Source organism: Pseudoduganella ginsengisoli, from assembly GCF_009720865.1.
Taxonomy (GTDB): Bacteria; Pseudomonadota; Gammaproteobacteria; order Burkholderiales; family Burkholderiaceae_D; genus Rugamonas; species Rugamonas ginsengisoli.
The window spans coordinates 193,499-216,353 of record NZ_WNLA01000004.1 but is presented as its reverse complement, the minus strand read 5'-3'; the positions used below and the strand labels follow the sequence as shown (position 1 = coordinate 216,353).

Genomic DNA, 22,855 nt, shown 5'->3' with positions numbered 1-22,855 from the left:
ATCGACACGGCTTCAAGCGGCAACGCCGGTCATCTTACCTTGAGCCGATGCGGCAGCGCGCACGGGCAGCGACTGCGCAATGAACCACACGAATTCCGGCACGATGAACAGCCACAGCAGCGGCGCCCCCGTCTGCATCCACGTCCAGAACATCCACGTGGAAAACAGCAGGCGCGCGCAGGCGTCGTAGCGGCCATACAGCGGCTGCGGATCGCGGATGCGCAGCACGGACCAGACCATGACGACGCTGCCCATCAGGCACGCCATCAATAGATGAAACGGTTCAAACGCGGGCAACGGTGCGCCGCCCAGTTGCGAATTAACGTCCGACAGCAGCGCATGGGCGGCGGCAAACGTCCACGGCGTGGCAAACGGAAAGGTCAACAGCACGTCATAGATGGCGCTGGCGCGGACGATGCGGCGAAAGGCAGGGGAAGCGATCATGGAAGTCTCCTTAAAAACAGTGACCCATGCTAAACCGTGGAGTAAACTCCAAGGTCAAGCATTTTGTGGAGCCCGCCATGCAAATCGGAGAAATCGCCGCCGCTACCGGCATCAGCCGCGATACGCTGCGTTTCTATGAAAAGCGGGGCTTGCTGACGGCCCGCCGCAGCGGCAATGGCTACCGCGACTATCCGCCGGAAGCGGTCGACTGGCTGCGCTATATCCGCACGGCGCAGCAGCTGGGTTTTACGCTGAAGGAAATCGAAGCGGATTTGCCGCTGCTGGCTACGCCCGATACGTCGGCGGAACGGCTGCGGGCTGCGCTGCAGGCCAAAGTCGAGGAAATCGACCGCCGCATGGCGGGGCTGGCGGCGCTGCGTCAAGGGCTGCTGCGGCGGCTCAGCGAAGACATGGCAGACTGCCCGCTGCGGGGCGAATTGTGAATTTTGCATGCAAAAACCCGCCATTGGCCATATTAAATACCCCACATAGGCCGTTCCCTGCGCGCCAATTGCTTGCTGGCGCTATAATCACTGGTTCCGATCTGTAAATATGCCTCTGGTCCGCCCGTGAATCCACATCTCGACAAGCTGCAATCGTATCCGTTTGAAAAGCTCCGGCAATTGTTCGCGCAAGTGACGCCGAATGCCGCCTATAAACACATCAGCCTGGGCATGGGCGAGCCCAAACATCCGACGCCGCCATTCATCCAGCAAGCGCTGGCCGATAACCTGGACGGCCTGGCCAGCTACCCGCTCACCGTAGGCAACGAAGCGCTGCGCAAGGCGATTTGCGGCTGGCTGGAGCGCCGCTATGACTTGCCGGCGCTGAACCCGGCCACGCAAGTGTTGCCGGTCAATGGTTCGCGCGAGGCGCTGTTCGCGCTGACGCAAACCGTCGTGGATCCTGCGGCGAACGCCATCGTGGTGTCGCCGAACCCGTTCTACCAGATCTATGAAGGCGCGGCCTACCTGGCCGGCGCCGAACCGTATTTCGTCAACTCCGATCCGGCCCGCAATTTCGGCTGCGATTACGACAGCATTCCCGAAGCAGTGTGGCAGCGCACGCAATTGCTGTTTGTCTGCTCGCCAGGCAACCCGACCGGCGCCGTGCTGTCGCTGACGGAATGGGAACACTTGTTTGCCTTGTCCGAGCGCTACAACTTCGTCATTGCCGCCGACGAGTGCTACTCGGAGATTTACTTCGACGAACCGCCGCTGGGCGCCCTGCAAGCCGCGCATATCCTCGGCCTGTCCACCGTCGAACGCCCGTATGCGCGCCTGGTGGTGTTTTCCAGCCTGTCGAAGCGCTCGAACGTACCGGGCATGCGTTCCGGCTTTGTCGCCGGCGACGCCGACGTGCTGAAAAAATTCCTGCTGTACCGCACGTACCACGGCGGCGCCATGAGCCCTCCCGTGCAAGCCGCGTCAAGCGCGGCCTGGAACGATGAAACCCACGTCGAAGAAAACCGCGCGCAGTACCGCGCGAAATTCAACGCCATCACGCCGCTGATGCAGGAAGTGATGGACGTGGCGCTGCCGGACGCGGGCTTTTATTTGTGGGCCGATGTGTCCCGCACGGGGCTGTCGGACACCGAGTTCGCACAGCGTCTGTACGCCGAATATAATGTCACTGTATTGCCCGGCAGCTACCTCGCGCGTGACGCGCACGGCATCAGCCCGGGCCGCAACCGTATCCGCATGGCGCTGGTCGCCGAAACCGAAGAAGGATTGGAGGCTGCCCAGCGCATCGTCCAGTTCTGCAAAAACCTGTCCAAGTAAAGAAGACCATCATGACCCAACAACTGCAACAAATCATTGAACAAGCATGGGAAAACCGCGCAGAGATCAACCCGGCCAATGCCACGGCTGAAGTGCGCGACGCCGTGTCGCACGTGCTGGCCGGCCTGGATGATGGCTCGCTGCGCGTGGCGCAAAAAGATACCGGCACCTGGGTCGTGAACCAGTGGATCAAGAAAGCCGTGCTGCTGTCGTTCCGCCTGGAAAACAACGTGGTGCTGCCATCGGACGGCACCATGCAGTTCTACGACAAAGTGCCAACCAAGTTCGCCAACTACACGGAAGCAGACTTCCAGAAAGGCGGCTTCCGCGTGGTGCCGCCAGCCGTCGCGCGCCGTGGCTCGTTCATCGCGAAAAACGTGGTGCTGATGCCTTCCTACGTCAACATCGGCGCGTACGTCGATGAAGGCGCGATGGTCGATACGTGGGCCACGGTCGGTTCGTGCGCGCAGATCGGCAAGAACGTGCACCTGTCCGGCGGCGTGGGTATTGGCGGCGTGCTGGAACCTATGCAAGCCAACCCGACCATCATCGAAGACAATTGCTTTATCGGCGCCCGCTCGGAAATCGTCGAAGGCGTGATCGTGGAAGAAAACTCCGTGATTTCGATGGGCGTGTACATCGGCCAGTCGACCAAGATTTACGACCGCGCCACCGGCGAAGTGACGTACGGCCGCGTACCGGCAGGTTCCGTCGTGGTATCGGGCAACCTGCCTTCGTCGTGCGGCAAGTACAGCCTGTATTGCGCGGTGATCGTCAAGCGCGTCGATGCGCAGACCCGTTCGAAAACCAGCATCAACGAATTGCTGCGCGGCGTTTAATTACCTGCACATCGTCATTCCCGCTTTCGCGGGAATGACGAATCAATCTTGATCTGAGGAGGCAATACCATGGCCATGGACCGCCTGTTCCAGCTGATGAAGGAAAAAGCCGCGTCGGACATGTTTTTTGCGGTGAACTCCCCCGTCCACATCAAGATCAACGGCACATTGATCCCCATCAACCAGCAAAAGCTGGAGCCGGAAAATATCCACGCCCTGCTGTCGGAAATCTGTACTCCGGAACAGATGGAAGAACTGGAGCGCACCAACGAACTCAATTCCGGCTATTCCGTGCCCAACCTGGGCCGCTTCCGCCTGTCGGCATTCCGCCAGCGCGGCAGTATTTCCGCCGTGTTCCGCTTCGTTCCCGCCACCATTCCCGCGCTGGGCGACCTCGGCTTGCCGCCTGTGCTGTCCGACCTGATCATGGAAAAGCGCGGTTTGCTGCTGCTGGTGGGGTCCACCGGTTCCGGCAAATCCACGACGATTGCGGCCATGCTGGACCACCGCAATGAAATGAAACCGGGCCACATCCTGACCTTGGAAGATCCGATTGAATACTTGTTCAAGAACAAGAAATCCATCGTCAACCAGCGGGAAATCGGGTCCGACGCGAAGGATTTTTATACGGCGCTGCGCAATTCCATGCGCCAGGCGCCCGACTGTATCTTGATCGGTGAAATCCGCGACAAGGAAACCATGGCGGCCGCCCTCGCCTATGCGCAATCGGGCCACCTGGTGCTGGCCACCTTGCACGCGAACAACAGTTACAACGCGCTGAACCGCATCATCAGTTTTTACCCGATTGAAAACCGCGCGGCGCTGTTCCAGGACATGTCCTCGACCGTCAAAGCCATCGTGTCGCAGCGCCTGATCAAGTCCGTCAACGGCGGCACCCGCACGGCGGCCGTGGAAGTCATGGTCAATACACGCTACATCTCGGAATTGATCGAAAAAGGCGAAATCAGCCAGATCAAGGAAGCAATGGAAAAAAGTATTTCCGGCGGTTCCCAGTCGTTCGAAACGGCGCTGTTCAACCTGGTTCAGGCTGGCAAGATCAGCCAGGAAGAAGCGCTGGCCAACGCGGATTCCGCCACCAACCTGCTGTGGCTGCTCAATAACGGGCCGGATGCGAAGAAAGATGAACCGGAACAAGCCGCCTCGGCGGCGTCTGAAACGTCGTTTACGGAATTTACGCTGAACTGACCGGCGGCGCCGCGCCATGCGGCGCCGCCATTGTGTTACAGCGCGCGCACCGGTATGCAGATATCGCAGCTGAACTCGCCGGTAACCGCATCCATCGCCGTCGACGCCGAAAAGCGTTCAAAGCACGGACGCTCATCGCACTGCAACCCGCTGGACGGCAGCCACTCCCGCATCAGCCACATCCAGGCCGCCGCGATGGTGTCCGGCCGTCCTTTGAATTTTGCCACCGCGTAGCGGCCACCCGGCAACGTGGCGAGGCTGGCGTGCGCGCCCGGCTGAAAGCCTTCCGGCACCGCCACACACGCGTCGTAGCGGCACTTGCCGGCCGGCGTAATGGCGGGATCGTCGTGCGCCACGCCATAACAATCGGCCGCCATCAGGCCATGCGACTGCATCCACGGCTGCACGGTGCTGCTCCAGAATTGCGTAATCTGCGGACCGTAAGGGCCAATCTTGCGCTGGTAGGCAACGTGTGCGGGCGGCAGGGTTTCAATTGTTACTTGCATGGCGAACTCCATTAACGATATTGGGGAGCCCTCATATTCGCGCAACAGCGCTGTCCAGTCCTGATCGGGATTGCGATGTGCCTGACCAGGATTGCTTTTCAGGCGCGCCAGGTCGGCGGCAATCCGCTGCGGCGTCGCGGCAGTCCACGCCGAGGGCGTACAGCCGAACTGCAGCTTGAATGCACGGGCAAACGCTTCGCCGGAACTGAATCCTGTTGCCAGCGCCACCGCCAGCACACTCTCGCCACTACCGCGCGCCAGCATCTGCGCGGCCCGCTGCAGGCGCACCCGGCGCGTGTAATCGCCCACGGTTTCCCCCATCCACGCGGAAAACAAGCGGTGAAAGTGATAGCGCGACAGATTGGCCACATCGGCCAGTGTCGCCAGGTCGGACGGCGCATCCAAGTGGCGGTCGATATGGTCGAGAACGCGGTTCATGCGGCGCGCGTATTCTGCGCGGCTGGCACGCATATGTGCATCGTCGGGAAGGGTGTCTTGGTTCATGGTGCGCGGATTATGGCATGGCGGACCTGCCCGTAACGCACAGGAACCCATTCACGCTGAACCAGGTTCAGGCGCCACGCGGGGGAAAGTCAGGCGCACCGTGGTACCCTGCCCCTGCGCGCTGTCGACCTTGATGCCGCCGCCCAGCACCAGGGTCACGAGGCTCTGGATGATGTGCATGCCCAGGCCGGAATTGCCGGCGCTGCGCCGCGTGGTAAAGAACGGGTCCAGCACGCGCGGCAAATCATTTGGCGCGATACCGGCGCCGTTATCGGAAAACACCATGTCCACGTGGCTGCCGCCCAGTGGCCGCACGGTAATCTGTACCCGCCCGCCCTTGCCGCCAAACGCATGGTCTTGCGCATTGCTGACCAGGTTGGTGAGAATTTGCGCCAGCGGGCCGGGGAAGCTGTCCATGGCGATACCGTCATCGGCATCAATCACAGCCTCGATCCCAGCCTGCTTCAATTGCGGCTGCAAGCTGGCCATCACTTCCCGCACATAGCCGCCCAGGTTGAATTCGCGCCGCTGGCCGCTGGCGCGGTCAGTGGCGCCTGCCTTCAGCCGCCCCATCAAATCCGCGGCGCGCTGGCAATTGACCAGCAGCGATTGCGACAATTCCATGCCCACTTCAAAAAATTGCTCCAGCTTGCTCCTCTGCAACTGGTTATCGCGCATTTTTGCCGCCACCGTGCGCATCTGGTCATTCAAATGGCTGGCCGCCGACAGCGCCACCCCCAGCGGCGTATTGACTTCATGGGCGATGCCCGCCACCACCCGCCCCAGCGACGCCATGGTTTCCGACTTGATCACCTGTTCTTGCATCGTGCGCAGGCGCGCCAGCGTTTCTTCCAGCGCCTGGCTGTGGCTGACCACATCGGCCGTGCGCTCCGCCACGTCGCGCTCCAGCTGGTCGCGGTGTTCGCGCAACGCCTGTTCCGCCGCTTCCCGCACGGCCACTTCGCGCTGCAAGGCGGCATTTTGTTCCGCCATCGAGCGCTGCAGCGTGTACAGCGCAATGTGGGTGCGCACCCGGGCCAGCAATTCGCCCAGCAGCGGCGGCTTGCTGACGTAATCAATGCCGCCCACGTTGAATGCATGCATTTTGGAACTTTCATCCGCCAGCGATGTCATGAAAATCACGGGGATGTCCTTCAGCACGTCATCGGTTTTCATGCGGGCGCAGGTTTCAAAACCATTAATGCCCGGCATGACGACATCCATCAAGACCAGGGCCGGCAAGACTTCGCGGGCCTGGATCAGCGCCGCTTCGCCGTTGTAGGCGTGGCAAGTCTGGTAGCCGGCGTCTTCCAGGTACTCTTTCATGACCAGTACGCTGGAAGGCGAATCGTCGACGATGAGAATGACGGGTCCACCGGAAACAGGCTGTTCGTGATCGTTCACAGCGGTCCTTTCGCAGCAGTCCTTCAATAGGCAGACGGGACTGATCCATTGTACGCCGAACTGTTGCTAACAGATCTAAGGGTTAGCCTTATGGTATTTATCAAATTGACACCAAGTGACAAAACGGGACTACAATGATTAAAAAATATGCACTGGAGCATCAGTATGATTTCGCCCGATACCAGCGACAGCATCCCCTTTCTTGCGGAAGATGCGTGCCCTGATCCCTGTGGCGAACTCGCTCCCTGGAAAATCCTGATCGTTGACGACGATCCCCACGTCCATGCCGTCACGGAATTGATCTTGCGGCATATTTCTTTCCGCAACCGGACGCTGCAAATTTACAACGCTGAATCCGCCGCCGCTGCCCGCGACCTGTTGCAGCGGGAGCCGGATTTTGCCTTTGCACTGATCGACGTGGTCATGGAAACAGCGGATGCGGGCCTGGAGCTGGTGCACCATATCCGCGAAGAACGCAAGGACCGTGCGATCCGCCTGGTGCTGCGCACCGGCCAGCCCGGCTATGCGCCGGAACAGGATGTGGTGCTGGCGTATGAAATCGACGATTACAAATCCAAGACGGAATTGACGGCGCAAAAGCTGTTTACCAGTGTGGTGGCGTGCCTGCGCGCCTATGAATTGATCACGGAAATTAATGCGCTCAATGCGGAACTGGAAGCCCGCGTCGCCATGCGCACGGCGGAGTTGCAGAAACTTGCCATGCTGGACCCGCTGACGGGCGCGGGCAACCGCCGCCATCTGGAAGAGCGAGCCGCGGCGGAAATTGCCGATTGCCAGCGCACTGGCCGTGAGCTGGGCGTCATCATGTTCGATATCGACCACTTCAAGCACATCAACGATACGTGGGGCCACGCGGCGGGCGATCTCGTGCTGCAAAAAGTCGTGCAAACCGCAGCCGCGCAATTGCGCGCCACGGATTTCCTGGCGCGCATCGGCGGCGAAGAATTCGTCATCCTCGTGCCGGGCGATGGGCTGGCCGGCGCCGTGCACATCGCGGAGCGGATCCGCGCCGCGCTGGCCGGCTGCCCCGTCTGCGCGCAGGCGGCATCGATCCCGGTCACGTCAAGCTTCGGCGTCACCGTGGTGACGGAAACGTCGCTCGACGGGGCGCTGGTCCGCGCCGACGAAGCACTGTACCAGGCCAAGCACGGCGGCAGGAATCAAGTGGCGGCCGCCGCCTGACCGCAGCGCGCCGCCAGCCTCTCCCGGCTGTTCAAGGAAATCGGAGCGCGGGCGGCACAAACAAAAGCCGCCGGCAGCCATGGCGCGTGCGTCAAACGCTATAATGCGCACTTCGGCCACCGTCCGGCGGCCATGCATTTCTCATATCCATTCCATGATTACTCTCTACGGCATCCCGAACTGCGACACCGTGAAAAAAGCCCGCGTGTGGCTGGCGGACCAGCAGCATGACTTCACGTTCCACGACTTCAAAAAACAAGGCTTGACCTCCGATACCATCAACGGCTGGCTGGCCAGCCTGGACTGGGAAGTGCTGGTCAACAAGAAAGGCACGACGTGGCGCGGTTTGCCCGATGAGCGCAAAGCCGCCATCGTGGACGCCGCCAGCGCGCGTGAATTGATGCTGGAATTCCCCTCCGTGATCAAGCGCCCGGTGCTTGCCGGCGTGGGCAATGCCTGCCACGTCGGCTTCTCGGCCGCCCAATACAGCCAAATCTTTGCCTGACCGCCATGACCGCTTCCCGTACCCTCGCGCTGACAGAAAAACTCATAGGCCGCTCGTCCGTCACACCGGAAGACAAAGGCTGCCAGGACCAGTTGATTCATTTGCTGGAACCGCTGGGCTTTAATTGCGAAACCATCCAGTCCGGCGACGTGACGAATTTGTGGGCGCGCCGTGGCGCCGAGGGCCCGGTGCTGGTGTTTGCCGGCCATACGGACGTGGTGCCGACCGGCCCGGTCGAACAATGGTCGTCGGAACCGTTTTATCCGACGCAACGCGATGGCAAGCTGTATGGCCGTGGCGCGGCCGACATGAAAACTTCGATTGCCGCCATGGTGGTCGCGTGCGAAGAGTTCATTGCCGCCCATCCGGACCACAAAGGGTCGATTGCCTTCCTCATCACCAGCGATGAAGAAGGCCCGGCCACCGACGGCACCGTCGTCGTCTGCAATCAACTCAAGGAGCGCGGTGAAAAGCTCGACTATTGCATCGTCGGCGAACCCACGTCCGACAAGACGCTGGGCGACATGATCAAAAATGGCCGCCGCGGTTCGCTGTCCGGCAAACTGACCATCAAAGGCATCCAGGGCCACATCGCGTACCCGCAACTGGCGCGCAACCCGATCCACCAGGCCGCGCCGGCGCTGGCCGACCTGGTGGCCGAAGTGTGGGACCACGGTAACGAGTACTACCTGCCCACGTCGTGGCAAATGTCGAACATCAAAGGCGGCACGGGCGCGAACAACGTGATTCCCGGCGACGTCGTCATCGATTTCAACTTCCGCTTTTCCACGGCCAGCACGCATGAAGACTTGCAGCGCCGCGTGCACGCGATCCTGGACAAGCATGGCCTGGAATATGATTTGCAATGGACGTTGTCCGGCTTGCCGTTCCTGACGCCGCGCGGCACCTTGAGCGCCGCCATCGTGGACGCCATCCGGCTTGAGACCGGTGTCGATGCGGAATTGTCGACCACCGGCGGCACATCCGATGGCCGCTTCATCGCGCAGATTTGCCCCCAGGTGATAGAATTCGGCCCTCCCAACGCCAGCATCCACAAGATCGACGAGCACATCGAGCTGCGATTCATCGATCCGCTGAAGAATATCTACCGCCGTACCTTAGAAAACCTGTTGACCTGATTAACCGAAAGGCCAGGAAACCCCATGTCCAATACCCTATTCACCACCCCGCGCGACTTGCTGCGCTATGCCGTTACCCGCTTTAACACCGCCAAGCTGTTCTTTGGCCATGGCAGCGTGGAAGCGATCGACGAAGCGGCCTACCTGATTTTGCATACACTGAAGCTGCCGCTCGATAAACTGGACCCGTTCCTCGATGCGCGCCTGTTGCCGGAAGAAGTGCAAGCCGTGCTGGACGTGATTGAGCGCCGCACCGTGCAGCGCGTACCGGCCGCCTACATCACCAACGAAGCATGGCTGGGCACGTACGCCTTCTACGTGGACGAACGCGCACTGGTGCCGCGTTCATTCATCGCGGAACTGATCCCGCAATACTTTTCGCCATGGGTCACCGATTCCGATGACGTGGCCAACGTGCTGGAACTGTGCACGGGTTCCGGCTGCCTGGCCATCATGATGGCGGACGCCTTCCCGAATGCGCACGTGGATGCCGTCGATATTTCGCGCGATGCGCTGGAAGTGGCGCGCCGCAATGTCGATACGTATGAGCTGCAAGACCGCGTCACCCTGATCGAGTCGGACTTGTACCAGAATGTGCCTAAGAAAAAGTACGACATCATCGTCACGAATCCGCCGTATGTGAATTCCGCATCGATGGGCAAGCTGCCGCCGGAATACCTGGCCGAACCGCAACTGGCGTTGGCCGGCGGCGTCGACGGCATGGACCTGGTGCGCCGCATCGTGTCGGGCGCGGCGGAATTGCTGACCGACGATGGCTTGCTGATCGTTGAAATCGGCAACGAGCGCGAATACGCGGAACGGGCGTTCGGCGACCTGGGCCTGACGTGGCTGACCACCAGCGCCGGCGACGACATGGTCTTCCTGCTGACCGCCGACCAGTTGAAACTTTAAGACTTCCTTATGATCCGTCTGAACAATGTCAGCCTGATGCGGGGCGTGAAGCCGCTGCTGGAACAGGCTGACCTCACGCTGAACCCGGGCGATAAAATCGGTCTCATAGAGCTCCAATATGCGCCCCGCGCCTGCATGCAGCCTGACCACGCCAAACTAACACGCTAACGTATGATCCGTCTGAACCAAGTCAGCCTGATGCGCGGAGTAAAGCCGCTATTGGAACAAGCTGACCTCACGCTGAACCCGGGCGATAAAATCGGTCTCATTGGCGCTAATGGCGCCGGCAAATCCAGCCTGTTCGCCATGCTGCGCAGCGAACTGCATCCCGACCAGGGCGACATCGACTTTCCTGCCAAATGGCGCATGGCGTACGTGGCGCAGGAAACGCCGCCCTTGGAACGCGCTGCAATTGATTATGCGATCGATGGCGACGTCAACTTGCGCAAGCTGGAAGCGGAACTGGAGCGGCTGCAAGCGGCGCCTGAAACGGCTGACAATGGCCTGGCCATGGGCGAAGTGTATAGCGCGCTGGCCGACGCCGACGCGTACACGGTGCAATCGCGCGCGGAACAGTTGCTGATCGGCCTGGGCTTCACGCTGGACCAGATGAAACAGCCTGTCGCCAGCTTCTCCGGCGGCTGGCGTATGCGCCTGAACCTGGCGCAGGCGCTGATGTGCCCTTCCGACCTGCTGCTGCTGGACGAACCGACCAACCACCTGGACCTGGACGCGATCATTTGGCTGGAAGACTGGCTGAAACGCTATACCGGCACGCTGATCATCATTTCGCACGACCGCGATTTCCTCGATGCGATCGTCAACGTCATCGTGCACATCGATGAGCGCCGCCTGAAACGCTATTCCGGCAATTATTCGGCCTTCGAACGCCAGCGCGCCGCGCAAATGGTGCTGCAAGCCTCGGCGATTGAAAAGCAGCAGCGCCAGCGCGCGCACCTGCAATCGTTCATCGACCGCTTCAAAGCCAAGGCCACCAAGGCCCGCCAGGCGCAAAGCCGTATGAAGCAGCTGGCGAAAATGGAAGAACTGGCGCCGCTGCGCGCTGCCGCTGAATTCACGTTTGAATTCCGTGAACCAGTCAGCGCGCCCAATCCGCTGCTGGTGATGGAAGACGTCAACGCCGGCTACCACACGGATGGCGGCGACAAGGTGATTGTGCGCGGCATCAACTTCTCGCTGCAAAGCGAACAGCGTATCGGTTTGCTGGGTGTGAATGGCGCCGGCAAGTCCACCTTGATCAAAACCATTGCCGGTGAATTGCAGCCGCTGGTGGGCACGTCCGTCACGGGCAAGGGCCTCGTCATTGGCTACTTCGCGCAGCACCAGGTGGAAATGCTGCGGCACGATGAGTCGCCGCTGTGGCACTTGCAAAAAATCGCGCCGACCGTACGCGAGCAAGAGTTGCGCAATTTCCTGGGCAGCTTCAACTTCCCGGGCGACATGGTGACCAGTCCGATCAAACCTTTCTCCGGCGGTGAAAAGGCGCGCCTGGCGCTGGCGCTGATCGTGTGGCAGCGCCCCAACCTGTTGCTGCTGGACGAACCCACCAACCACCTGGACCTGGAAACCCGCGAAGCGCTGACGGAAGCGCTGGCGCAGTTCGAAGGCACGCTGGTGGTGGTATCCCACGACCGGCACTTGCTGCGCGCCACGACCGACCAGTTCATCATTGTCGCCAACGGCAAACTGGAACCGTTCGACGGCGACCTCGACGACTACAAGGATTGGCTGTTCCAGACCAAGCTGGGGAAAGGCACGGATGTCTTGCCCGCGGCCGGCAAGGCCAACAAGACGGACTTCCCGCAGTCGCAGCCGGTCAAACCGGCAGCAGCCGCCCCTGTTCCCGACGTGGACCGCAAAGAGCAAAAGCGCCTGGAAGCGGAGCAGCGCCAGCGTTTATCGGCCCAGCGCAAGCCCATTGAAAACCGCATCAAGCGGCTGGAAGAGCAAATGGCCAAGCTCAATGCCCGGAAAGCCGGTATCGATGAAGAACTGGGCGGCAGCGACATCTATGAAGCGGCCAACAAGGACAAGCTGAAAACCATGTTGACCGACCAGGCTTACTGCACCAGGGAATTGGAGCAGTTGGAAGGAGAATGGCTGGAGTTGCAGGAGCAATTGGAAGCGCTGGCGGCTTGACGCCACGCCATGCCGCGTCACCGCATGTTACGCGGCATGCAATTCCCTGCCTCGCCGGATCGCCATCAGCTTGTCGATATCGACGACAATCAGGCGCCGCCCCGCCGCCGTCTCACCAATTCCCAGCAAATAATCCACGTCGCGCGCCATGCCCGGCATCGGCAGGATCTGTTTGTCATCGAGCAGCACCACATCCGTCACGCCATCCGTTACCATCCCCATAATGCAGTTCGTTAATTGCAGAACAATGACATCCGTTTGCGGATCATGCTGCGGCGGGCGGGGGCCAAACGCAATGCGCATATCGACGATGGGCATGATGACGCCGCGCGACATGGCCACACCGCTCAGCACGGCGCCATCGTCGGCAAAGCGGTCCATGGCGGACAGCGGCCGCAATTCCCGCACGTTGCGGTAATCCAGCGCATATTCCAGTCCGCCCAGCCGGAAACTGAGGAATTGCCGCAGCACGGGTCTGGCGGCGCCATGCGCCAACGTCGCGGAAGTGGTGTGGGGAGTGTGCATCATGTTCCTTTCGCAGTGAGTCACGCGTTGGAACCATGCTAACCGTGCCTAGCTGCAACAAATTGATTACGCGCAACTAGGCGTGGGAACGATTACATTCGAGCAAAGAGCCGGTACAATGGGTTGCGGCGCCCGCCTCCTCCAACTGAAAGGCTGTCCATGTTCCAGTGGCTCAAGCGCATGATCGTGGGCGCAAGCCAGCCTGACGCGCCGTCCGGCGCGGCTGTTGCGGAAACGCCGCCTGCCGTGGCGCTCCCCGATGCACCGCCTCCCGCTGCAGCGGATACGGCCAGCGCCCCCAGTTACCAGCAAAAAGAACGGATCGACACGGCATTTGCCGCCTGGCTGTTTGGCGCGTGGCGCGAAGACAACCCGGCTTGCGCTGCGGCGGAAGCCAGGGTGCTGGAATCCATCAACAGCATCGCCCGCTCGCAGCATTCCGGTGCGGACTTGATGCGCCGCATGCCCGGCGTTGTGCCGCAACTACTGCAAAGCTTGCGCAGCGAAACCTTTTCCGGCGCCGATATCGCGCGCAAGATTTCCAGCGACGTCGTCATGGTGGCGGAAGTCATCCGCCTTGCCAACAGTTCAGCCATGGCGTCCGGGCAGCCCGTCACCAGCGTGCAAAACGCCGTGCTGGTGATCGGCCAGGAAGGTTTAAGGCAACTGGTGACGTCCGTGGCGTTCCGCCCCATTATCGACTTCAATGCCGGCCCGCATACGCGCCGCATCGCGCCGCGCATCTGGGACCATTCCGAGCGCTGCGCCCATGCGTGCCGCAAGCTGGCGCCGGAATTCAATGTGGAACCGCTCGACGCATTCCTGGCGGGGCTGGTGCTCAATGCGGGCTTGATGGTGTCAACGGGCATGATGGACCGCTGCGCGAAGGATGGCCAGCTGCTGGGCAGCACTGCCTTCACGGCACGGCTGATACCGGCGGCGCGGCTGGTCTCTTCCGGCATTGCAAAAGAATGGCGCTTCCCCGATGCCGTCAGCCAGGCGCTGACGGAACAGGTGGCCGTGCGCAAAGGCGCCGCCACGTCGGACATGGGCCGCTTGCTGGCGCAGGTGGAATACCTGTGCAAGGTAAAAATCCTTGCCGAACAGGGCAAGGTCTCCGTGAAGGACGATGCGGGGTTGCTGGCCGGTTTGCCGGACTGCGTGCAAGCCAGCTACGCGGATATCGTCAAGACGTCGGGGAGCTACCAGTAAGTCCGCCGGTAGCGGTCCAGTCCACCGTGCCGGCGCTGCCCATGAATAAAGGCGCCGCACGGTGCGCGGTCGCGCGCAGCCGGGCCTTGATTTCCCTGGCAGGGTGATCATACGCGGCGCCATGGTCCGGGCTGTATTCCATGGTCCGCACCACCATGTCGCCCGTCACCAGATCGACCTTGCACGCGCCCTGCCCCATCACGGCCAGCTTGCGCTGGCGCACTTGCGCCGCCTGTTCCTGCACCTTCGCCTGTTCGGCCTGCGCTTCCTTGACACCCAGCGACAGCTTGCCGACCGCGCGCAGCGCCGGCCCCACTTGCACGGCCATTTTCTGGAACAGCGCCAGCTGCTCCGGCGTCAGCACGACTTCCTGCTTGCGCACGCGGGTAGCCAGGGTCAGGTAATTGCGCACGTCGGGCGCATTGGTCAGCGTCTCGATTTCCGCCTTGATCTTCGCAGCCGCCGCGCCATGGCGCGCCGCCTTTTCTTCCAGCTCGGCGATATTCTTGTCGTACTTGGACGTATCCGGCACCAGCGGGAACAGCAGCATTTCAATTTGCTTGCGGGGCCCGGCGCTGCCGATGGCGATGCGGCGCGCGGCGATGGCGCAGCCTTCGGCAGTCTTGATTTCCACTTCATCAGCCATGATTTCGCAATTCGACGCTTCGCCGATGACGACTTTCGTGCCCGTGATGATGCAGCTTTCAGCCCGCCCCAGGGTCACCACGCCCCGCTTTGTTTGCAGCACGGCGCCTGACGCGACGCCTTTGACTTCAATGTCGCCATCGGCATTCATGGCGGCGCCGCCTATCAGATTGCGCCGCAGGCTGATGATGCCGCCGCGCGAATTGATGTTGCCAAACACGTCGCCATGTATCGTGATGTTGCCGCCATCAACGCTGCGCTGTTCCTGCACTTCGCCGAATTCCTCGTATTCGCCCGTCAGCTGCAAATTGCCCGTGGTGCGCACGCTGACGCCTTCGCGGCTGATGATCTTGGGGCCGATGGAAATGCGCTTGCTGCCATCGATCGATAAAAAGCCTTCCGTCGTCGAGACAAGGAATTCCACGCCATTGACTTCTTCGACAGCCGTGCCGGGACCGCACATGGCGGCGAGATCAATATCGCGCGGCTGCGGCGCTTCCAGCGGTATGCCGGACAATTCATAGCCCCGGATCCCCGGCACGCGGGGCACCTTGCGCAACAGCCGCACGTTGGGCGGCATTTGCGGAAAGCGGTTCTGGAACGTATTCAAATCAAAGCGGCCATTGGACATTTCGCGCGGCGCATTGCTGCGGTGGATGTTTTGCGCGACTTCCACCACCACGGCGTCCCTGCCCGGCGTGGCGTTCAGGCGGCGCGCGGCGATCAGGCGCGTAATGCGGCCGCTGGCGATCGTGGCTTTCACGGCCGGCGCATCAATGCCGAAACGGATGCCCTTGACCCACATGTCCGCGACGAATTCATCGAAATTCAGGCGCGCCGGCGTGGGCGGCATGTCGGGCACCATGAAGAAAACCGGCTCGAAATAATATTCCGCTTCGCCATTGATGATGCGCACGGATTTATACAATTCGCGCCGCTGCGCATGGAATGGCAGGATGCTGTCGGCAAAGCGGATCAAGTCCTTGCCCTTCAGCGACGGCGGCAATTCCGCGCCGGCGTTGTACAGTACGCGGATAAAGACAGCGTAATCGAGTCCGGAAAAATAGCCGTTGGCAAGGAACACTTGATTGACGGCGGCCTGGCTGGCTGCCGCCGTGGCATCGGCGCGAAAATACACGCCATCCTCGCGCTGCACCAGCGACGATGGCAATCCGCCGTCGGAGGGCGTAACAACCGCCTTCACTTGTTCAGCCACCGCTTACTCCTCTTCCGCCTGGTCCATCTCATCCGCATCGGGCCCCGCCTCGTCCGCAGGCTGGACCGGCTGCAGCGCCTGGATGCCGTGGCAATCCACGGAGCCGGTGCTGTCGGAAAATATCAGGGTGGCGCCAGGCAGCGGACCGCGCAGGAATGCGCGCACTTCTTTGGGCGCCGCCGTGGCAGGCGATGGCACGCCCGGCGCCAGCGCCAGGCTGCGCACCGTGACGTCGCCCGACACCAGCTTGATTGTACAGTGGGCTTGCGCCACCAGATCGTCCTTTTGCTTGCGCAGCTCCGCCAGCTGCGCGCGCCGCACCGCCACCTGCGACTCGGCCGCTTTCATTTTCTGCAACAACTGGCCTACCTGCTTCAGTTGCGGCTCCACCAGCGCGGCCATTTTCTTCAGCTGCGGCGCCTGTTCCGGCGTCAAGGTTGCCTCGCCTTTGCGCAGGCGCGCTGTCAAATTCATGTAGGCGCGCACTTGCGGCACGGACGTGATTTGTTCCGCTTCCCGCTGGAATTGCGCGCGGTAGCCTTCCAGCGCGCCCACCTTGCCTTCCAGTTCCGTCAATTGCGCGTCGAGGTGGCTGGTGTCGGGGATGTGCACCAGCACCAGCATTTCCGTCTGGCGGCGCGGTCCCGCACTGTCGATATCAATGCTGCGCGCCGCCACGGCGCAGCCTTCCGCCAGCACGATATGCACTTCATCGGCAACGATATCGCAATTCGACGCTTCTTCCACGGTGACTTTGGTGCCGATCAGGACGCAGTTCTCCGCCCGCCCCTTGAGGACAATTTCCCCGTCTTTCGTGTGCAGCGTGGAACTCGACGCCACGCCTTTGACTTTGATGTCGCCCTTGGCATTGATGGCGCTGCCGCCGACGATATTGCCCCCCAACAGGATCTCGCCGCCGCTGGAATGGATATTGCCGAACACATTGCCACGGATGGTGATGTCGCTGCCATGCACGTCGCGCAATTCCTGCACGTCGCCGAATTCTTCAAAAGCGCCCGCCAGTTCCAGGTTGCCCGTCGTGCGGCCACTGACGCCTTCGCGGCTGACAATCTTGTCGCGCACGGATATCGTGCCTGCCTTGGCGTCCACGTCGAGGAAGCCATCCTTGTCGGCAATCAGGTATTCGCCCTGCTCGCCCCGGTCGATGCTGGTGCCTTCACCGATCCAGCGGCGGAAATCCAGGTCGGCCGGCGGCGCCGACAGTAACACCGTGCCCGTGACTTCCAGCCCCCGCGCACCTTGCACACCCGGCATTTTGCGCAGCAGGCGCATGCCTTTGCGGATTTGCGGGAAGCGGTTCTGGAAGCTCGCCAGATCCACGCGGCCATCGGCGCGCGTGCGGGGCGCGTCGCTGCGGTGCAATTCTTGCGACACTTCCACCACGTGCGCATCGACCGACGGTTCCGGATCGAGCCGGCGCGCCACCGTCACCCGGTCGCCCTTGGGCGAATTGATGCCGTGGCGCACTGCGGCCTCATCGATGCCATAGCGCACGCCTTTGCCCCACATGTCGGCCACGAATTCATCGAAATCCAGCTTGACGGGTGTTTCTGGAATCATCGTGCCATCAGGCAATTCCTGCTCTTCATAAAACAAGGGTTCGAACACGTACTCGGCCAGTCCGCGCCCCATTTTCAAGCCCCGGTACAGGGCCCGCCGGCGCGGGTCCATTTTCTGGACCGACGACGCGACCCTGACGCACGTATCGCCAGGCGCGCCCTCAGGCAAGGGCGGCCCCACCTGGAACAATGCGCGGATAAACACGGGATAGGCAATGTCTGCCAGGTAAGCGCCGGCGGCAAACATTTGCGATACGGACGCGGCCAGCTGCGACGGCGGCAGCGATACATCCAGGTAAACGCCGTCCTGGCGCAAGGATACGCCATTCGGTAAAGCTGTCGCGGCGGCTTCAGCTACTTTGTCTACCACAAATATTCTCCTGACGGGCCAATACCAGCGCCAATATCATCCATTGCAAGCAACATTCTTGCAAGGAATAAATATTACGGATAAGCCAAGCCGATGGGAAATGGTGAAAAGTGATGCAGCAATGCTACGCCGATGGCGAAAATGCCGCCACTCGGCAGTGTAGCCTGTGGCGGATAGTGATCAGGCGGGAGGGAGCGTGGTCAGCGGCGCTGCGGACGGACGTAAATTTCCTGGCCCGCTTCATTGATCTGGCGGCGCAAGTCGCGGCGCTCATCGGCCGTCATGCGGTCGACACGGCGCGACATTTCCGCATTGCCGGATTCCTGCATCATGCGGCGGCGCTCTTCCCCCCGTTCGAACGCGCGGCTGTCGCGGTCACGGTCGCGCTCGCTGCGGGCATTGTCGCGGTTATCGCGCTCTTCGCGGCGGGGTGGTTCGCGGTCGCCGGGACCAAAGGCATGGGCGGGTACGGCCGTGGCCAGCAACGTGCAGGAAGCAAGAACGATTCCCACGACACGGCGGCCGAACGGGGTCACGCGCACAGTTTCGTGCCGTGCCTGGTTCGTATGGTGGGATTGCTTGCTCATGGATGTCCTTTTGTCTGTACTACTGCCTTAGTTCGCAGTGTATGGGCAATTGCCGTACAGGGTAATGCTTATAGGGTAAAGTTTGTAACGATTTGTAATGGGTTGGTGCGAACGTTTGCTCGAAGCCAATATGACGTTACCATAGCAAGTACGTTTTACACAATTCCCGAACATGATGACGAATACCAACGAACCAGGCAACACCACCCCGGGCCACCAGGCCAAGATCATGGTGGTCGACGACGACGTGCGCCTGCGCGATTTGCTGCGCCGCTACCTGACGGAACAAGGCTTCAACGTCTTCACAGCGGAAAACGCGACGGCCATGAACAAGCTGTGGCTGCGTGAACGTTATGATTTGCTGGTGCTGGATTTAATGCTGCCGGGCGAAGACGGCTTGTCGATTTGCCGCCGCCTGCGCGGCGCCGGCGACCAGACGCCGATCATCATGCTGACCGCCAAAGGCGAAGACGTGGACCGCATTGTCGGCCTGGAAATGGGCGCGGACGATTACCTGCCGAAACCGTTCAATCCGCGCGAACTGGTGGCCCGCATCGGCGCCGTGCTGCGCCGCAAACAGCCGGATGAAATCCCGGGCGCACCGTCGGAAACCCCGCAAACGTTTGAATTCGGCCAGTTCGTGCTGGACCTGGGCACGCGCACGCTGAAGAAAAACGGTGAAACCGTGCCGCTGACCACCGGTGAATTCTCCGTGCTGAAAGTGTTTGCCCGCCATGCACGCCAGCCGCTGTCCCGTGAAAAACTGATGGAACTGGCGCGCGGCCGCGAATATGAAGTGTTTGACCGCTCGCTGGACGTGCAGATTTCCCGCCTGCGCAAATTGATCGAACCGGACCCGTCGAGCCCACTGTACATCCAGACCGTCTGGGGCCTGGGCTACGTGTTCATTCCGGAGGGCCAGCCGCGCTAATGGGCGGCCATGATGCAATCCCGTTTTTCCCGCCTGTTTTCACTGGCCGCCCTCAAAAGTGGCCTGTTTTGGCGCACTTTCCTGCTGCTGGGCGTGCTGACGACGCTGTCAATGTCGGCCTGGGTCTACATGATCAGCGTGGTGCAGCGCGAACCGCAAGTGCAGCAAATTTCCGCCCAGGTGATATCCGTCGTCACCATCACGCACGCGGCCCTGACCCACTCCGCGCCGGAATTGCGGCGCGAATTATTGTTTGAACTGGTGTCGAACGAAGGCATCCGCATTTTCACGCTGGAAGACGACGATGAAGTGGAGCCGCCGCCCGACAATGCGCTGATGCCGGAAATCGAAGCCCTGGTGAAAGCCAAGCTGGGGCCGCACACGCGCTTTTCGTCCAGCGTCAATGGCATGCCCGGCTTCTGGGTCAGCTTCAATATCGGCGAAGACAGTTACTGGCTGATGCTGGAGCGCGAACGCTTGCGCGGCTTGACCGGTATCCAGTGGCTGGGCTGGGCCGGTGTCGTGTCCGTTCTGTCGCTGCTGGGTGCGGCCGCCATTTCCAGCCTGATCAACCGGCCGCTGGCGCGTTTGACGTCGGCCACGCGCGACGTGGCGGAAGGCCGCCGTCCCGACCCGCTGCCGGAAAAAGGCCCGGCGGAAATCGCGCAGGCAAACCGCAGCTTCAACCAGATGGTGGAAGACCTGGCGCAAGTGGAATCGGACCGCGCCGTGATCCTGGCCGGGATTTCCCACGACTTGCGCACGCCGCTGGCCCGCATGGGCCTGGAAGTGGAAATGGCCAACCTGTCGCCGGAAGCGCGCGACGGCATCCAGTCCGATATCGCGCAAATGGACGCCATCATTGGCCAGTTCCTTGATTATGCGAAGCCGACGGAAGCATCCAGCTTCGTCAATGTCGACATTGCCGCCCTGCTGCAGGAAACCGCAAATGAAACCGCGCGGCTGCCGGACGTGAAAATCACCACGCACATCGATGAGCGGGCGCACGTGCTGGGCAATGGCACGGATTTGAAACGGGTATTGAACAACCTGGTGGAAAATGCGCGCCGCTATGGCAAGACGCCGGGCACGGACGTGACGGAAATCGACATGCGCTGCGACGTCAAAGGCATGGGTGCATTCAAGCGCGTCATGATCGAAGTGCAAGACCATGGCGCCGGCGTACCGGATGAACAGATTGCGCAACTGTTGAAACCGTTTACGCGCCTCGATGCGGCGCGCAGCCAGGCCAATGGCGCCGGCCTGGGGCTGGCCATCGTGGACCGTGTGCTGCAGCGCCATGGTGCCGAACTGACCGTGAAAAACCGCGATGGCGGCGGCCTGGTTTTCCAGATCACAATGAAAGCGCTGTGACCATTCGTGCGTTTCCAGCAAACGCATGAACCGCAAGAAAACCACAAATATTTTTTTTCTGCCTTGTCGATCTGGCGTTTCGCCATCCGTCGTGTGAGTATGAGCGCCCGGACTTGTCTTTATCACCACGCTCTGCTACTTAACTTCAGGAGATAGTCATGACTCAAGTTGCACCGATCCCAGCAGGTTTCTCTACTGTCACCCCGCATCTCGTGTGTGAAGGCGCGGCGGATGCCATCGAGTTTTACAAAAAAGCATTTGGCGCGGAAGACATGGGCCGCATGCCCGGCCCTGGCGGCAAACTGATGCACGCTCAAATCAAGATCGGCAATGCCGTCGTCATGCTGGTCGACGATTTTCCCGACTGGGGCAGCCTGGGCCCGAAAGCATTGAAGGGTTCCCCCGTCGTCTTGCACTTGTATGTGGACGATGTGGACGCGTGGTTCAAGCGTGCTGTCGAAGCAGGCGCCACGGCAAAAATGCCGCCTGCCGACATGTTCTGGGGCGACCGCTATGGCCAGGTCACGGATCCGTTTGGCCACACGTGGTCGATTGCCACGCACAAGCGCGATATGACGCCGGAACAAATGCAGGAAGAAATGATGAAGCAAACCCCGGGCTGCCCAGGCCAATAAGGAGACCACCATGCGTTTCATGATCATCGTTAAAGCCAGTCCGGAATCCGAAGCAGGCAAGATGCCCAGCGAAGAATTGCTGACCGCCATGGGCAAGTACAATGAAGAATTGGCCAACGCGGGCGTGATGCTGGCCGGCGAAGGCTTGCACCCCAGCTCGAAAGGGGCGCGCGTGCACTTTTCCGGCACCAAGCGCACCGTCATCGACGGTCCTTTCTCGGAAACCAAGGAATTGATCGCCGGTTTTTGGCTGATTCAGGTAAAGTCGCTGGACGAAGCCATTGAATGGGTCAAGCGCTGCCCCAACCCGATGGAAAGCGATTCCGACATTGAAATCCGCCAGGTGTTCGACCCGGACGATTTCGGTGCGGAATTCACGCCGGAATTGCGGGAACAGGAAGCGCGCACCATGGCCAAGGCTTCCGCCAATGCAGCTTAAATAATCACTTCAGGAGGGATGTCATGCAATTCATGGTATTGCGCAGGTCTGACCAGACGACGGAAGCGGAAGACTTTCCGCTGCCGCAACTGGAGCAAGCCTTGCCTGACGTGAAGTGGCTGCATCCTTCGGCGTCCGGCGTGCGCATGCAGCGCGCCGGCGGCCAGTGGAGCGTAACGGAAGCTCCGTTTGCACCAGCCGGCGAGTTGGTCGCCGGTTATACCTTCATTGAAGCGGACAGCCGCGAACAGGCGCTGGCCTGGGCGGCAGGCTGGCCGACAGCCGATGGCGAAGGCAACGCCGTGCTGGAAGTGCGGGAAGCAGGATGCCCCGGCGGCTGCGTGGGCTTTGATACCGGCGCGGCGCCGGCCACGAACGCCTACGCTGTCTTGCTGCGGTCCGACGACGCCACGGAAGCCGACCTGGAGCCGCCGCCCGCCGTCATCGACACGATGAACCGCGCCAACCAGGCCGGTGTCATAGCGGGGATAGCGCTGGCCGGTGAAGGGCTGAAGTCCACGGCCCGTGGCGGACGCGTAAAATTTTCCGGCGGCAAGCCTGCCATTATCGACGGCCCGTTTGCCGAAGTGAAGGAACTCATTGCAGGCTATTGGCTGATCCAGGCTGACACGCTGGAACAGGCGATGGCCTGGGTGCGCTCCTATCCCTTCCCTCATCCGGATGCGCTGACCGTTGAGTTGCGCACCGTGCATGTGCCGGCCTCCGCGTGACGCGGCG

The 22,855-nt window shown here is 61.2% G+C and carries 23 protein-coding genes; 16 read left to right on the top strand and 7 right to left on the bottom strand.

Features of this window, described 5'->3' with window-relative positions; all coding sequences use genetic code 11:
- Positions 1-12 precede the first annotated feature (12 nt).
- Positions 13-444, bottom strand: coding sequence for a hypothetical protein (locus tag GM668_RS09315; RefSeq protein WP_155438672.1), 432 nt, complete (start codon positions 442-444; stop codon positions 13-15).
- 77 nt (positions 445-521) lie between these two features.
- Here GM668_RS09315 and GM668_RS09310 point away from each other — a divergent pair, with 77 nt between their 5' ends.
- The 4 genes from GM668_RS09310 (at position 522) to GM668_RS09295 (ending at position 4,270) form a co-directional block, all read left to right on the top strand.
- On the top strand, positions 522-887 hold the full coding sequence (locus GM668_RS09310) for a MerR family transcriptional regulator (protein WP_155438671.1): 366 nt from the start codon (positions 522-524) through the stop codon (positions 885-887).
- 126 nt (positions 888-1,013) lie between these two features.
- A complete protein-coding gene (gene dapC, locus GM668_RS09305) occupies positions 1,014-2,225 on the top strand; it encodes a succinyldiaminopimelate transaminase (protein ID WP_170305563.1) in 1,212 nt (403 codons plus the stop codon).
- An 11-nt stretch (positions 2,226-2,236) separates the two neighbouring features.
- On the top strand, positions 2,237-3,064 hold the full coding sequence (gene dapD, locus GM668_RS09300) for a 2,3,4,5-tetrahydropyridine-2,6-dicarboxylate N-succinyltransferase (protein WP_155438669.1): 828 nt from the start codon (positions 2,237-2,239) through the stop codon (positions 3,062-3,064).
- Between the two features lie 69 nt (positions 3,065-3,133).
- Positions 3,134-4,270: a PilT/PilU family type 4a pilus ATPase gene (locus tag GM668_RS09295; RefSeq protein WP_155438668.1), complete on the top strand. Its 1,137-nt coding sequence runs from the start codon at positions 3,134-3,136 to the stop codon at positions 4,268-4,270.
- A 35-nt stretch (positions 4,271-4,305) separates the two neighbouring features.
- Here GM668_RS09295 and GM668_RS09290 read toward each other — a convergent pair whose 3' ends face one another.
- On the bottom strand, positions 4,306-5,280 hold the full coding sequence (locus GM668_RS09290) for an AraC family transcriptional regulator (RefSeq protein WP_211923368.1): 975 nt from the start codon (positions 5,278-5,280) through the stop codon (positions 4,306-4,308).
- Positions 5,281-5,331: 51 nt separating this feature from the next.
- Positions 5,332-6,684 carry a response regulator gene (locus GM668_RS09285; protein WP_155438667.1) on the bottom strand — a complete coding sequence of 451 codons (1,353 nt, stop codon included), beginning with the start codon at positions 6,682-6,684 and terminating at the stop codon, positions 5,332-5,334.
- A gap of 165 nt (positions 6,685-6,849) precedes the next feature.
- Here GM668_RS09285 and GM668_RS09280 point away from each other — a divergent pair, with 165 nt between their 5' ends.
- The 6 genes from GM668_RS09280 (at position 6,850) to GM668_RS09255 (ending at position 12,603) form a co-directional block, all read left to right on the top strand.
- Positions 6,850-7,887 (top strand): GGDEF domain-containing response regulator, encoded by a 1,038-nt coding sequence (locus GM668_RS09280; RefSeq protein ID WP_170305562.1) that lies wholly within the window; start codon positions 6,850-6,852, stop codon positions 7,885-7,887.
- A 154-nt stretch (positions 7,888-8,041) separates the two neighbouring features.
- On the top strand, positions 8,042-8,392 hold the full coding sequence (locus tag GM668_RS09275) for an ArsC family reductase (protein WP_155438665.1): 351 nt from the start codon (positions 8,042-8,044) through the stop codon (positions 8,390-8,392).
- Between the two features lie 5 nt (positions 8,393-8,397).
- Positions 8,398-9,531 carry a succinyl-diaminopimelate desuccinylase gene (dapE, locus tag GM668_RS09270; RefSeq protein WP_155438664.1) on the top strand — a complete coding sequence of 378 codons (1,134 nt, stop codon included), beginning with the start codon at positions 8,398-8,400 and terminating at the stop codon, positions 9,529-9,531.
- A 24-nt stretch (positions 9,532-9,555) separates the two neighbouring features.
- The gene (gene prmB, locus GM668_RS09265) at positions 9,556-10,443 is read left to right on the top strand and encodes a 50S ribosomal protein L3 N(5)-glutamine methyltransferase (protein ID WP_155438663.1); all 888 of its coding nucleotides are present in this window, start codon (positions 9,556-9,558) and stop codon (positions 10,441-10,443) included.
- Between the two features lie 9 nt (positions 10,444-10,452).
- Positions 10,453-10,611, top strand: coding sequence for a hypothetical protein (locus GM668_RS09260; protein WP_155438662.1), 159 nt, complete (start codon positions 10,453-10,455; stop codon positions 10,609-10,611).
- 3 nt (positions 10,612-10,614) lie between these two features.
- Positions 10,615-12,603, top strand: a complete 1,989-nt coding sequence (locus GM668_RS09255; RefSeq protein WP_155438661.1) for an ATP-binding cassette domain-containing protein — start codon at positions 10,615-10,617, stop codon at positions 12,601-12,603.
- A gap of 27 nt (positions 12,604-12,630) precedes the next feature.
- Here the strand turns inward: GM668_RS09255 and GM668_RS09250 are convergent, their stop codons facing one another.
- Entirely contained in the window at positions 12,631-13,131 is a 501-nt protein-coding gene (locus tag GM668_RS09250) for a chemotaxis protein CheW (protein ID WP_308506819.1), read from the bottom strand.
- 156 nt (positions 13,132-13,287) lie between these two features.
- On the opposite strand from GM668_RS09250, the gene GM668_RS09245 reads away from it, so the two are divergent.
- The gene (locus GM668_RS09245; protein ID WP_155438660.1) at positions 13,288-14,340 is read left to right on the top strand and encodes an HDOD domain-containing protein; all 1,053 of its coding nucleotides are present in this window, start codon (positions 13,288-13,290) and stop codon (positions 14,338-14,340) included.
- Here GM668_RS09245 and GM668_RS09240 read toward each other — a convergent pair.
- The 3 genes from GM668_RS09240 to GM668_RS09230 all read right to left on the bottom strand — a co-directional run bounded on the left by GM668_RS09240 (position 14,315) and on the right by GM668_RS09230 (position 18,738).
- Positions 14,315-16,201 (bottom strand): flagellar assembly protein A, encoded by a 1,887-nt coding sequence (locus GM668_RS09240; protein WP_371868667.1) that lies wholly within the window; start codon positions 16,199-16,201, stop codon positions 14,315-14,317. The genes GM668_RS09245 and GM668_RS09240 overlap by 26 nt on opposite strands.
- Positions 16,202-16,204: 3 nt before the next feature.
- Positions 16,205-18,151, bottom strand: coding sequence for a flagellar assembly protein A (locus GM668_RS09235; RefSeq protein WP_155438659.1), 1,947 nt, complete (start codon positions 18,149-18,151; stop codon positions 16,205-16,207).
- Between the two features lie 200 nt (positions 18,152-18,351).
- Positions 18,352-18,738, bottom strand: a complete 387-nt coding sequence (locus GM668_RS09230; RefSeq protein WP_308506818.1) for a hypothetical protein — start codon at positions 18,736-18,738, stop codon at positions 18,352-18,354.
- Positions 18,739-18,910: 172 nt separating this feature from the next.
- On the opposite strand from GM668_RS09230, the gene ompR reads away from it, so the two are divergent.
- The 5 genes from ompR to GM668_RS09205 all read left to right on the top strand — a co-directional run bounded on the left by ompR (position 18,911) and on the right by GM668_RS09205 (position 22,848).
- The gene (gene ompR / locus GM668_RS09225; RefSeq protein WP_308506817.1) at positions 18,911-19,669 is read left to right on the top strand and encodes an osmolarity response regulator transcription factor OmpR; all 759 of its coding nucleotides are present in this window, start codon (positions 18,911-18,913) and stop codon (positions 19,667-19,669) included.
- A gap of 9 nt (positions 19,670-19,678) precedes the next feature.
- The gene (locus GM668_RS09220; protein ID WP_371868666.1) at positions 19,679-21,043 is read left to right on the top strand and encodes an ATP-binding protein; all 1,365 of its coding nucleotides are present in this window, start codon (positions 19,679-19,681) and stop codon (positions 21,041-21,043) included.
- Between the two features lie 158 nt (positions 21,044-21,201).
- Positions 21,202-21,678: a VOC family protein gene (locus GM668_RS09215; RefSeq protein WP_155438658.1), complete on the top strand. Its 477-nt coding sequence runs from the start codon at positions 21,202-21,204 to the stop codon at positions 21,676-21,678.
- 10 nt (positions 21,679-21,688) lie between these two features.
- The gene (locus tag GM668_RS09210) at positions 21,689-22,117 is read left to right on the top strand and encodes a YciI family protein (RefSeq protein WP_155438657.1); all 429 of its coding nucleotides are present in this window, start codon (positions 21,689-21,691) and stop codon (positions 22,115-22,117) included.
- Between the two features lie 23 nt (positions 22,118-22,140).
- Positions 22,141-22,848, top strand: a complete 708-nt coding sequence (locus GM668_RS09205) for a YciI family protein (protein ID WP_155438656.1) — start codon at positions 22,141-22,143, stop codon at positions 22,846-22,848.
- Positions 22,849-22,855 lie beyond the last annotated feature (7 nt).